Source organism: Lederbergia graminis, assembly GCF_042655485.1.
In the GTDB taxonomy this organism is placed as follows: Bacteria; Bacillota; Bacilli; order Bacillales; family Bacillaceae_C; genus Lederbergia; species Lederbergia graminis.
Window position 1 is genome coordinate 63,179 of the sequence record NZ_JBHSMC010000013.1, and the last position, 12,874, is coordinate 76,052.

Genomic DNA, 12,874 nt, shown 5'->3' on the forward strand with positions numbered 1-12,874 from the left:
TCACACACATTCCTTAGCCCTATCGGGAACTGCACTCCACAATGACATATTAACTTTTATTTTTAATAATTTGGTGTATGATTTGTAATGTGCGCTCGGGGCTAAAGGTGGAATTATCTATAAGAGTGGTCCATGACTCATTTAAAAATGGCTCCCTCTCTGCTAAATGTTCCGTTATCCATTTTGGTACAGCATATTGACGTTTTTTCAAGCGCTCTGCAAGTGTATTTTTATTCGCATATAGTGTTATATGGTGAGTAACTACATCTCTATTAATATTACTTAATACATCATCCACTTGGTCTTTTCTAAAAATTGTATTCCCAAAAATAAATACTACATCAATATCACTGTTAAAAAAACCATTCGCTAATGTGCCTGTGTTTTGCCTAGCTTTTTTCCATATTTCCAAATAATCAGGTGCAACAAAGCTAGGATCAATGAATCCATAAATATTATCTATATCAATACCTGCTATTTTATTATTATAATACTTACCTAATTCATTTCTTAATAGTAAGCGTAAAGTTGTTTTTCCAATACCACTCGGTCCGCTTATTAACACAACAGTCTTCCTCATTATTTTATCACCTACTTTTTTATGTTTTCTTTTCATGATTTTTAGTTATTAGTAATCGAATTCCATCCTCCAAAGGTATTCTTGGTTGCCAATCAGGTAGCAACCTACCTTTATTCCATGGAACCATAATCTCTCCTGGTCGATAATCTAAGTCCCATCTCACATCGATGGTACTTTTTGCTATCTGTTCAAAGAGGCGGACTAGTTCTTTAAGCTTAATACGATTTTCACTACTTACGGAAAATCTCTCAAACCCCTTAATACGCCCCGTACTTAAGTGCTTTGCTGCTACTATATAGGCATCAATCACATTCTCTATATATAAAAGATCTAGATACTGTTCTCCTGGTGACATTAATAAAGTACTTTTTTCAACAAATGATTGATACAAAAGGTTCATTATTTTCGGCCGCGGATCATTAGGTCCAAAGTTATCAAATAATACAAGATTAATTATATTTAACTTCGTTGAATAAAACCGTAGTATATCTTCATAAGCTTGCTTCGTTGCTGCATATAGACTATTTGGATTATACTGTTCCTGATTTACATGCTGTGAATACGAGCTAGTGTTAATTAAATATTTCACATTGCAATTAACCATCGCTTCAGCAAGAAATGTACCAAATAGTACGTTGCTATGAACCATGTTGTTAATATCTGAAGATTTGTATTGAATGGAAGCAAAAGAGGCTAGGTGATAAACAATTTGAGGCTTTGCTAGCTTAATTGAATTTTCTACTGATTCGTAGGTTCCATCATATTGATATATGTCTATTTTTTCACATATAGGCTCGATTAATGTTAGCTTAGATGATGATCGAACTAATACAGAAACTTTGCAACCGATGGTCACCAACCTCTTTGCTAAACAACTACCTATATATCCTGTTGCTCCTGTTATCAAAACAGGAATATCTTTTAAGCTACTCATTTTGAACATCTCTTACTGCTAATCCACTCATATACTGATTTATTTGCTCAACTGTGATATCTCGCATATTCTCGTTTTTTTGGTACGCCATATGCCATTCAACTATATACTGCAAAGCATTTGTTAAATTCCAAAGTGGTTGCCAGCCAAGGATACTTTTTGCTTTTGAACAATCCAACATTAGTAAATCAGATTCTTGATATGGTATGTCAGGAAAAGCTTCAACTTTTATATCCGTACCACACATTTCTATTAATTGATTTACCACTTCACCTACTGACCTACAATCATTATATTCTGGTCCAAAGTTCCATGCATCGGCATATGTTTCCTTGCCCTCATAGATTTTCTGTATCAATAACAAATAACCACTTAATGGCTCTAATACATGTTGCCATGGTCGAACCGCATTTGGACGGCGTAGTTTAATCTCATTTTGATTTACTATCGCTTCCAAGCATTGAGGGATTAAGCGATCTTGTGACCAATCTCCCCCTCCAATTACATTTCCCGCTCTTGCTGAAGCAAGCACAACCCCATGATCATTTATTTGATTAGGATGGAAAAAAGAGTGACGATACGCTGCTGTCACAAGCTCTGAGCATGCTTTACTTGCAGAGTATGGGTCCTTTCCACCTAGTGGATCGATTTCTCGATAACCCCATAACCACTCTTTGTTTTCATAACATTTATCTGTTGTAACATTAACGACAGCTTGAATCTTACGTCCCCGTTCAATCGCATACCTTACTGCTTCCAGAAGATTAACTGTGCCCTGTACATTAGTTTGAAATGTCATGACTGGATCCTTGTACGAAATTCCTACGAGCGGCTGAGCAGCCATATGAATAACTATTTCTGGGTTTGCATCGTATAATGCATTTTTTAATTTCTCACTATCATTAATATCAGCAATATAGGAGTCTACTAAATCATCTAACCTAGCTAATTCATACAGATTCGGATGTGTAGAAGGTGCTAGTGCATATCCAGTTACCTTTGCCCCCATCTTGGTTAACCATAAACTTAACCAAGCTCCTTTAAAACCGGTATGACCGGTTAAAAAAACTCTTTTATTTTTCCAAAAAGAAGCATTTATCATCTTATGACCACTTCTTCCATGGTGGATTACCTGTGTTCCATAATTCGTCTAATTGATTTCTGTCACGTAAAGTATCCATTGGTTTCCAGAATCCTTGATGTTTAAAAGACATTAATTGATTTTCTTCTGCCAGTTTTGGTAATACATCCGTTTCAAATACACTATCATCACCTTCGATATATTCAAAAACTTCCGGTTCTAATACAAAGAATCCACCATTAATCCAATGGCCGTCACCTTGTGGCTTCTCGATAAACTTATTTATTTCATTTGTACTTGATATATCTAGTGAGCCAAACCTACCCTCTGGTTGAACTGCTGTTAGAGTGGCATATTTTCCATGTTGTTTATGTGAATTAACTAACATTCTAATATCGATGTCTGCCAAACCATCACCATATGTCAACATGAACGTTTCATCATTAATATAAGGTTTCACTCTTCCTACTCTACCACCAGTCATTGAATGCTCTCCTGTTTCAACTAAAGTTACTTTCCAATTTTCTACTTCATTTCTGTGGATAGTAAACTCAATTGTTTCCTTTGTGAAGTTGTACGTAACATCCGATTTTTGCAACATATACTGTGAGAAAAACTCCTTAATTACATTTCCTTTATATCCAAGGCAAATGATGAACTCATTATAGCCATATGAGGAGTAGATCTTCATGATATGCCATAAAATCGGCATCCCTCCTATTTCAACCATTGGTTTTGGCTTTATTTTTGTTTCTTCACTTATTCTTGTACCTAATCCTCCAGCTAAAATAACGACTTTCATTTATATCCTCCTTTTTTTCAATTTAAGCAATAATATGTGCATTATTAAACTTTTGGTTGTACAAGTACCTATATTTGGAAAAAAACAAGCTAATATACTATACAAACTATACAAGCGTTCATATATTATCCAGAAATAAAACAGGAGAAGGGATGATATAAATTGCCGAAGGAGAGTTTTTTAAATTCTATAAAAAAATTTCTAGAAGAAAAAAAAATGTTTAACACAGTAATTGGAGATACAAAGAATAACGATAATCTCAACCATATATGCGTTACAGCAAGTAAGGATTATATACTGCGAATATTAGCTATGTACTATTCTCTTGTTACACATTCAAAAAATTTTAAACTATGGGTTTGTTGTATGGATCAAGAAACAATTTCATTTCTCAAAGAAATGAATTTCCAGCATATGGTGATATTCTCTGTCAAAGAAGTGGAAGACATTAACTTACGGTTAATTAAGCAACAACGTAAATTGAACGAATACTGTTGGACACTGAAAGCACCACTGATTCATTATTTGCTAACAAGATATAATTTGGAGTCTGTCTTATATTGTGACGGTGATATTTACTTTTTTTCTGATCCAAATGAGATTTTCGAAGAATGGGGTAATGCATCCATTTATTTGTGTCCACAACGTGATGCAGAATGGGTAGAAAAAAAATACGGAAAATACCAAGCAGGAGTTATCGGATTTCGACATGATACTATTGGCCTTGAGTCTTTAAAATGGTGGCAGAAAAAATGTGAAGAATGGTGTTTCGCTTTACCTGATAAAGAACGCTTCGGTGATCAGAAGTATTTAGATGAAATTCCAAACATGTTTTCAAATGTTAGGATATCGGAACATTTAGGTATTGATGCAGCACCTTGGAACTGCATCTACAACAATAACTATCGTATAGAAAAGAAAAATGATTCATTATATATTGAAAAGAATAAGCTGGTAGCCTACCATTTTGCTTGCTTCTCCATCTTTAATGAAGATGAATTTGATCTTTGGAGTTTAGATACTCTGAAAATAAGAAGTACGATAAAAAATAACATTTACATTCCTTATATAGAGAAAATCCGTGAAATAATTCAAGATTTAAAAAACAGAGGATATGATGTAAACCATTTTTATAGTAAAAAATCAAATGTGAAAAGTTATTATAAGTACACAACGTTTCGGAGAAAAATGGACCAAACCGATGAATTTTATTGTATGGCTACGATTATTAGTAAAGAATACTTGGTAAAGGGCTTGGCATTCCATCAATCTTTACTAAATCTTGGGGACGAATTCCATTTATGGATTTGTTGTATGGATTCGGAAAGCTTGAATATATTATCAAAGTTAAATCTAAAGAATGTAACACTAATTCCTGTTAGTGAAATTGAAAACAATATGATCGCCAAACTTAGTGAGAAAAGAAGTCTTACAGAATGTTGTTGGACTATGAAAGCTCCTTTATGTGAGCATATTCTAAAACATTACAGTGAGATTGATTATATTATTTATTGTGATGCCGATATGTATTTCTTTTCCAGTCCTAAACCAATTTTAGACGAATGGTCTACTTATTCTATTTTCTTATGTAAACAAAGAAGTACCAGAATGATAGAACACAAACATGGTATCTATCAAGCTGGTCTCCTAGGTTTCAAACGTGAAGAAAATAGTTTAAAAATCCTTAAATGGTGGAAAGAAAAATGTTTAGAATGGTGCTACGACCAATATGAGGACGATAAGTGGGGAGATCAGAAGTATCTAAATAAGATTCCGAATAAATTTATTAATATTAAAGTCATCCAAAATATCGGTATCGATGCTGCACCATGGAATATTGTAATGGTTGATGGGAATGATGTTACACGTAAAGGTAGTCGTATCCTTATTGAAAATACGGAAATAGTATGTTTCCATTTTGGTAGTTTACTAATGCTAAGTGAAAATGAATATGACTTATGGAAATTAGAGGAACTCACTTTCACCAAAAGTATATTAAAAAACTTATACAACCCTTATATTAAAGCATTACAGCAAAAATATGAGGAATTATTATCTATTGATAATACAATTCATTATTTATCACATACAGCACCTGATTACACTCCTATGAACGTACACAAATTTTAAGATGTTTTTAACAATTTATTTCTAAAAAAACAACACTTTCAATGGAGAAAGTGTTGTTTTTTTCATTATTGGATAAACTACAAATTAAATTACCAGTTAAAATGGAATAAAGGAGAGTTTACATGGGTGCAATTGAACGTGGTGGATATATATTCGAACCGGAATATAGTGTCATTGAACAAAAGGCAGCAATTCATGTTTATCAAAATGGCGAGTTTATAGAGGAACTGAAATTTAAATTTAGAGGGGCAGCACCTGAACCTAGCCAAATTGAACAGGTTGTCGATGCATACTGCCAATCCCATGGGATTTGAATTTCACGGGAAAAAAGGTAATCCGTCTGCCTTTATATAAAAGGTGAGACTGTGAAAATAAGTTAACGTAATAGCTCTGTTAAACTCTGTTGTTGATTTTCGCTCCTGTACAATCGCTTTCCGCGGGAGTCTCATGTACACCCGCTACTATCAACTAAGTTGTTAACACAACAATGAACTTTAACAGAGCCAACGTAATAAAAGGACTATCATCGTATAGTTTATTTTCCCCAGTCTCACCACTTTCTCAAGGTATTTCTATTAAAATTCCCCAAATTTATAAGTGTTTATTTTTCGGTTATTTTAATAACCCTTCTTTTATCGTTTTTATATTCCATTCCATCATTGAGATGTACGTATCTCCATCCTCACCAGGTTCTGCAAGAGAATCCGTAAAAACCTTCCCCATTATTGGAACGTTCGTTTCTGATGAGACTGCTTCCATACTTCTTGGGTCAATACTAGTTTCTACGAATAAACCTTTGATCTGTTTCTTTTTAATAATATCTATTATTCTTGTAATCTGTTGTGGAGTTCCTTGATTTTCCTGATTTATTTCCCAAATATATTCTGCCGTAAATCCATATGCATCACTAAAATACTTGAAAGCTCCTTCACTCGTAACTAATACACGTTCCTCTACAGGAATTTCCTCAAATTGTGTCACTGCGTTATCATGAAGCTTTTGTAGTTTTGCAATATACTTTTCTGCATTTTCCTTATAAATATCTGCATTATCTGGATCAACTTTTATTAAGCCATCCCTTGCATTTTCTGCATATTTAATTCCATTTCTAATGTCTAACCAAGCATGTGGATCTTCTTCACCTTGCCCTTTCGTTGTAAGGTACTTCACATCTACTCCTTTACTCATCAAGAAAACCGGAGCATCTTTTCCATTCTTATTTGCAGTTTCCATCAACTTATCAAACCAGGAGTTTCCTGCTTCTAAATTAAGTCCATTATAAAATACAGCATCTGCATCGGTTGTTTTCTTTATGTCTTCCGGAAGTGGATCGTACTCATGTGGATTCGATCCGATTGGCGCTAAACTATGAATCTCTACTAAGTCACCACCGATATTCTTCACAATGTCATATACGATCGAATAGGTAGTTACTACTTTTACTTTTCCATTATCCTCTTCACTTGTCTTTCCCTTACCACATGCTCCTAGTAGAAATAGTCCTACTATGAAAATGGTTATAAATTTGAGATAATGTTTCATCTTTTACCCTCCTTTTATTTTAATGCCAACGAGGCTCTTTTCCTTTTTGTTTTAAATGCCTTCCAGACAATTCCATGTTTTGGTGAAAACAAAAATACTAATCCAAAGATTACTGTTGCTGTTATAACAATGGTTGCTCCTGAAGCAAGATTATGAGTATAGCTAAAGTACAAACCAATAGTAGCTGAAACTATCCCAATTCCTGCTGCGATAAGAATCATTATCCATAATCGTTCTGTAAGTAAGTACGCTGTAGCTGCAGGTGTAATTAGCATCGCTACAACCAATACAATACCTACTGTTTGTAAGGAAGCTACTGTCACCATCGTTAATAACGTCATGAGAAAATAATGAATGAGTTTAGTTGGAAGTCCATATGCAGCTGCCATCGTCGGATCAAACGAAGACACTAACAATTCTTTATAGAAAAGATAGACAGCTAGAATGACAAAAACTCCAATAAATAATGTCATCCACATTTCAGAAGTTCTAACTGCCAAAACATTCCCAAATAAAATATGATATAAATCAGTACTGCTTTTTAACATAGTGATAATAATGATCCCTGCAGCAAATGCGGCGGTGAACATAATACCAATGGATGTATCATGCTTAATTCGACTATTTTGCGATACAAATCCAATTGCAATAGCAGTAATAACGCCACTTATGACTGCCCCAAAAAAGAAGTTTATTCCTAACATATAGGAGAAAGCTACTCCCGGGAGTACTGCGTGTGAAATTGCATCTCCCATTAATGCCATTCCTCGAAGTATGATAAAACAGCCCATTACCCCACAAATTATCCCCACGATAATAGATGTAATTAACGCTTTCTGTAAAAAACTGTACTGGAAGACTGCCTCAATAAATTCCATTACATAGACACTCCGATCTCATTAATAAAAGCAAACTGGCCTCTATAGGCTTTTGAAATAATATCCGGCTGAAACACTTCTTCTACGGTTCCATAACTGACCAATTCTTTATTCAGTAAAATTAATTCCTGGAAGTAATCATTCGCCTTACTCAGATCATGATGAACGACAATCACTGTTTTTCCTTGCTCGCAAAGTTCTTTTAGTATTTGAATGATTGTCTCTTCACTCGTCATATCTACACCAACAAAAGGTTCATCTAAAAAAAACAACTCTGCTTTCTGTGCTAATGCTCTTGCTAAAAAAACTCGTTGCTGTTGTCCTCCAGAAAGCTCTCCAATTTGCCGTCTACTAAACTCTTGCATGCCTACTCTTTCAAGACACTGAATTGCCCATTCTTTATGTTCTTTCTTAGGTCGTCTAAACCAATTTAGATGCGGATACGTCCCTATTAACACTGCGTCTAATACTGTAATTGGAAAGTCCCAATCAATATTGCTCCGTTGCGGTACATATGCAATTTTCTTCCTTGCTTGTTGGATGGATGTACCTAAAATAGACAAGGTTCCTTTATCTTTGGGGATAAGATTTAAGACCGCCTTCAAAAATGTAGATTTTCCTGCACCATTGGGTCCAATAATGCCTACTAACTTCCCAGTTTCAACAGTAAGACTCACTCCTTTCACTGCATCCGTTCCATAATAAGAAACATGCAGGTCTTCTATAGCTAGTGCTGTCCCCATATCGCTTCTTCTCCTTTGTTCATTATTGATTATTAATTTTATGAGCAAGCGCACAAATTGTTACCTAAAGAACAATTTTGTCCCTAAGTAAATAATGTTGCCTTAATGCAAATTATAAAATGTATTCCATAAATGTCAACACTATTTTTTCCAAAAAATAGTGGGACACTTGAATTATCAAATGTCCCACTAGATAAAATATTTTTATTGTATTCGTTATTTTTGATCGTATTCCTCGAGCGTAATTTGCGAAACTCCGATTATCTTCATTTTTTGATTCTTTTTTAAGTCCAATTCTACTTTTGTTTCACTTAATCCGCCAATTATTTCAAACACTCTTGGAGTAGATCCATGTTCAAATATTTGAATATACCCTAGGCCATAGCCAGATGCGATATATTTCCCTGGAGCAATATCTTTACCAACTTCCCATATTCCTGCATGTAGTTCCTTCGTTATTTGAGTTTCAACTGGAGTAATAAAAACTTCATCAAAGCCATCAATATGAACGGCATGTTCTCCATTTAAATCAACCGTTATACCATGAACGGACCCGCCGTACACTTCATTCATTAATTCTTTTCCTTGCTTGTCTGTAATTTCCACAGTACCAGCAGCATGACCAGAGATATGGTATCGCCCCCGAGGAAGGATAATAGTTTCGCCATATTGATCAATGACATCTATCAACATTTCAGTAGCTTCTGAGTTATTACGATCAATTGAATCATATATGGTATTACTTATTTCCCCAATAATGTCATCACGCTCATCACCGATAATTTCATAGTTTGTTTGATATTGTTGCACTTTATCTGTTTGTTGCTGGCACCCACTTACAATTAGTAAACAAACTAATATCTTACTTATCCAAATAATATTTTTCATAATATTCTACCGTCCCTAATGGTCCAATCGTTAATTCCTTTTGTTTATATGCAAGCAGTTTTTCTAACATTCTTGATTGTTCCGTTATTTCCATACCGGCTAGCGGAATACAGCATAAATGATTCCCTAAATATAGATGATCCTTTGGAAGTTGATTTAAAATCTTCTCATATTGTTCCGGACTTAACTCAAGTTTTACATAGTCATTACTATCTTCACCGTGACGATGTTCGTGAATAATTACTCCGTCTTTCAAGAAAATGACTCTATCTGCATATAGGTCTAAGTTTTCAAGTAAGTGAGATGCCACAAAAATTAACTTATCTTGTTTTTTCATATCCAATAATAAATTAGATATTAAGGCGACATTTTCTACATCAAGTCCATTCATCAATTCATCCATCAACATTATCGGAGTATCTGCTGCAACCATCATGGCAAAACAAAGTCTCTGCCTCATTCCTAAAGAATACGTTTTAACCTTCTTTTTCGCATAACTAGTCATATTTAACTGTTCCAATATTTGAGGAACGTGTTTCTTCGTCCCTTTCCACATATTGGCATATAAATTCATATGGTCGACACCAGATAATTCTTCTAATAAGTCTCCTTGGTCTGGAAAAGTAGCCATCTGTTTCCGTATTAATAATTCACTTTTCTCTTGTTTATACGATAGCTTTCCATGAAAAGTTACTTTTCCCGTATTTGGTTTTAAATAATTTGCAATTACATTAAATAATGTTGTCTTCCCTGTTCCGTTTGGAGCTACTAAACCAATAATCTCTCCTTTTTCAGCTGTTAGAGATAATTTATCTAGTACTTTTTTATCTTTATATGAAACTGTAATATCCTTTATTGATAACACGAGCTCTCCCCCCTTAATATGCTTTCGCAATTGGTTCATCTTTTGGTTTTTTACGATATGACAACATATGGATAATATAAATACTGCCTATCACAATTGCAATAAGGAGTAGTAACATCAAAACAGCATAGCTAAAGTCAACTGCATTATTTCCTAATGTAATTGCTATATCACCTGATAAGACACCCACGATATCGATAAATAATAGAGGTTCTATCATGATCGATTTAATCCCTGCTGCCATCATCACTTGAGGAATAGCGAAAATACCTAACCCGACTAGAATATTAGCATAGGCATTTTTAAACAACATATTTAATAATATCGACAAAAACATGATAAGTAGTGAAACTACTGCAAATCCCGTGAAAATGTAAAGCAAATATTTCGTCGTAGAAACAGCAATGTATTCACCATTCTCATAAATTAGGACTGGGAAGGAAAAGTCTCCAGCTAAAAGTTTCATTGCTGCGTAAAGGATGCCAATCACAAAGCCTCCGAGTAAAAATACATTTAATTGAATACTATAGATTGCTACTTTACTTGTAATCTTTTTCAAAAAGGAGATTGGTAACCCCTTTACAACAGACGCATGTCGTTGTTCATAAACTAATAATTCACTACCACTGATTAATAAAATAACCAAAAATAATATACCGCTCATCGCTTCTAATGCATTCTCGACATAGTAATTCGTCTTAAAGGAATCTTCTTCCAGTGGGAGCTCATTGTCTTTTATATAGTTTAATAGTGCTGTATCCTTTAGAATTTCTTCTTTTGGTGTGATAAAGTGATCCGGTAACCCTTTATTCCCAAGTTCATGTATTTTTAATTTCAGTTCATTTAACTGCAAACCACTTTCAATGTATTGCTCACTATCATTCCCCATCCCGATGTAATACACCTGTAGTTGTACCAATTCGGATTGCTTCGTTAGAATGTTATAAACCTCTGCAATTTCAGGTACATCCTCGCGTTGTTCATCAATATACTCAAAAGCAGCAAAGGTCTCTTCTGATTCTATCCTTTTTTGTTCACGTAGTGTCATTGGTTCGTCTTGACTGTAGTAAATAAAGAAAACGAGAAAAAATAATAATAAAAATGCAGCAATAAACCAGTTTTTGCGATTATGCAACAATAATTTCGTTTCATAAAGAGAATATCTCCAGAACATGTTTTTAACCCTTTCTATTAAACGCCATGATAAAAACGTCTTTTCGTAATAAAACGCGAAGTAACATACAGCGCAATTTCAATTATTAATAATGTGATAGCTAAAACTATTAATCCTTTACCATAAGTAATAGACTCTACGTTTACTAGAAACATTTTTTCCCCACTTATTATTTTTCCAAATTCAAAGTATGTTTGTGGAAAATTACTGATATCAATCCCAAACAACTTATTGGTCGTTCTTGAAAAATAAATTAGCTCGGAAAATAATAGGACTGTACTTACCATAAGAACAAGCCAAGCGTTTTTAAATAGAAGACCGAGCATAGCATTCAATCTTATAAACAGATAGATAAGAATAAAGAAAAACGCTAATCCCTTCATAAGGAACTTTCCAAGTGAAATGGTGTCATATTGATTAAAGCTGAATCCGTATTCTGGTTCTGCCCTCGGTAATGTAATAGGAACTCGAATGTCAAACGAACCAAATCCATTCAGAATTGTTAGTACAATGGAAGCAATGACTAGTAGGGCTGCTAAGATAATAATCGTATAAGAAAAGGAGACAAATGATTTTATATTAATTAGTCGATACCATCCTATCGGTAGTCCTTGTAAAACTGTTTTATTTTGGCGATCCCTTGTTAACATGTCGCTACTGAAATATATAGCAACAAATATAATACCCAATACAGCAGTTCCTAATAAGATATTTTGAATCGTTTGCAATGCTGTTTTTTGCTCAATCATTTCATATGTAACTGGTAATTCTTCCTCCAAATATCCTTGATATCGGAGAGTTGTTTGGTTAAAGGCAAATTGGTAATCATTACTGAGGAATATTGATTGTTCTAGAAGCTTTTCATCTGTTGGAACACCATTTTTTAAAAAATCAAGTAATTTCAAATGTGCAAATCGAACGAAATCTCCATCCTCGTAGGAAGTTACCAATTTACTTAAGAGTTTTATACTATATTCATTTTCTGCGTAAACAGCTCTGCCTGACATCGTAGAAAAGCCAGTGGCACCTCTTGCCTTTTTCCCTTGCTGAACAGCTTCCAAGTTTTGAATTTGCTGTTTCGCTTTTTCAGGATCAAATGTGTCATTCGTTTCTTTATTTGGTTGAAAAATAAAGCAATAGCTTAAGATTAGCACGACTAACGCCATTACAAATAACACATTTTTCTTACTTTTCACCATCATCTTCCATTCATGGATGAGCATAGACTTCATCTTTATTCTTCTCCTTTAAAAAGCA

General features: G+C 34.2%; 13 protein-coding genes. 2 read left to right on the forward strand and 11 right to left on the reverse strand.

What is annotated here, in order from left to right:
• Window positions 1-49 precede the first annotated feature (49 nt).
• From ACFPM4_RS09495 to rfbF, 4 genes are read right to left on the reverse strand one after another with little or no spacing between them, the layout of a single operon-like run.
• Window positions 50-580 carry an AAA family ATPase gene (locus ACFPM4_RS09495; protein ID WP_382350652.1) on the reverse strand — a complete coding sequence of 177 codons (531 nt, stop codon included), beginning with the start codon at window positions 578-580 and terminating at the stop codon, window positions 50-52.
• Window positions 581-599: 19 nt separating this feature from the next.
• Complete coding sequence (locus ACFPM4_RS09500) at window positions 600-1,514, reverse strand: NAD-dependent epimerase/dehydratase family protein (protein ID WP_382350655.1); 915 nt, start codon at window positions 1,512-1,514, stop codon at window positions 600-602.
• Entirely contained in the window at window positions 1,507-2,616 is a 1,110-nt protein-coding gene (rfbG, locus tag ACFPM4_RS09505) for a CDP-glucose 4,6-dehydratase (protein ID WP_382350659.1), read from the reverse strand. Before rfbG ends, ACFPM4_RS09500 begins: the two co-directional genes overlap by 8 nt.
• 1 nt (window position 2,617) lies before the next feature.
• Window positions 2,618-3,397 (reverse strand): glucose-1-phosphate cytidylyltransferase, encoded by a 780-nt coding sequence (gene rfbF, locus ACFPM4_RS09510; RefSeq protein ID WP_382350662.1) that lies wholly within the window; start codon window positions 3,395-3,397, stop codon window positions 2,618-2,620.
• 216 nt (window positions 3,398-3,613) lie between these two features.
• Between rfbF and ACFPM4_RS09515 the strand changes: the two genes are divergently transcribed.
• On the forward strand, window positions 3,614-5,527 hold the full coding sequence (locus ACFPM4_RS09515) for a putative nucleotide-diphospho-sugar transferase (protein ID WP_382350665.1): 1,914 nt from the start codon (window positions 3,614-3,616) through the stop codon (window positions 5,525-5,527).
• A gap of 122 nt (window positions 5,528-5,649) precedes the next feature.
• A complete protein-coding gene (locus ACFPM4_RS09520; protein WP_144921982.1) occupies window positions 5,650-5,841 on the forward strand; it encodes a YbxH family protein in 192 nt (63 codons plus the stop codon).
• A 298-nt stretch (window positions 5,842-6,139) separates the two neighbouring features.
• Here the strand turns inward: ACFPM4_RS09520 and ACFPM4_RS09525 are convergent, their stop codons facing one another.
• The 7 genes from ACFPM4_RS09525 to ACFPM4_RS09555 form a co-directional block, all read right to left on the reverse strand.
• Window positions 6,140-7,069 (reverse strand): metal ABC transporter solute-binding protein, Zn/Mn family, encoded by a 930-nt coding sequence (locus ACFPM4_RS09525; protein WP_382350669.1) that lies wholly within the window; start codon window positions 7,067-7,069, stop codon window positions 6,140-6,142.
• 14 nt (window positions 7,070-7,083) lie between these two features.
• On the reverse strand, window positions 7,084-7,947 hold the full coding sequence (locus tag ACFPM4_RS09530) for a metal ABC transporter permease (RefSeq protein WP_382350672.1): 864 nt from the start codon (window positions 7,945-7,947) through the stop codon (window positions 7,084-7,086).
• Window positions 7,947-8,690 (reverse strand): metal ABC transporter ATP-binding protein, encoded by a 744-nt coding sequence (locus ACFPM4_RS09535; RefSeq protein WP_382350675.1) that lies wholly within the window; start codon window positions 8,688-8,690, stop codon window positions 7,947-7,949. Before ACFPM4_RS09535 ends, ACFPM4_RS09530 begins: the two co-directional genes overlap by 1 nt.
• 216 nt (window positions 8,691-8,906) lie before the next feature.
• Window positions 8,907-9,578, reverse strand: coding sequence for a hypothetical protein (locus ACFPM4_RS09540; protein ID WP_382350677.1), 672 nt, complete (start codon window positions 9,576-9,578; stop codon window positions 8,907-8,909).
• On the reverse strand, window positions 9,553-10,443 hold the full coding sequence (locus tag ACFPM4_RS09545) for an ABC transporter ATP-binding protein (RefSeq protein ID WP_382350680.1): 891 nt from the start codon (window positions 10,441-10,443) through the stop codon (window positions 9,553-9,555). The genes ACFPM4_RS09540 and ACFPM4_RS09545 overlap by 26 nt, the downstream gene beginning before the upstream one ends.
• A gap of 13 nt (window positions 10,444-10,456) precedes the next feature.
• Window positions 10,457-11,617 carry a hypothetical protein gene (locus tag ACFPM4_RS09550; protein ID WP_382350683.1) on the reverse strand — a complete coding sequence of 387 codons (1,161 nt, stop codon included), beginning with the start codon at window positions 11,615-11,617 and terminating at the stop codon, window positions 10,457-10,459.
• 17 nt (window positions 11,618-11,634) lie between these two features.
• Entirely contained in the window at window positions 11,635-12,849 is a 1,215-nt protein-coding gene (locus ACFPM4_RS09555; protein WP_382350686.1) for an ABC transporter permease subunit, read from the reverse strand.
• Window positions 12,850-12,874: the final 25 nt, after the last annotated feature.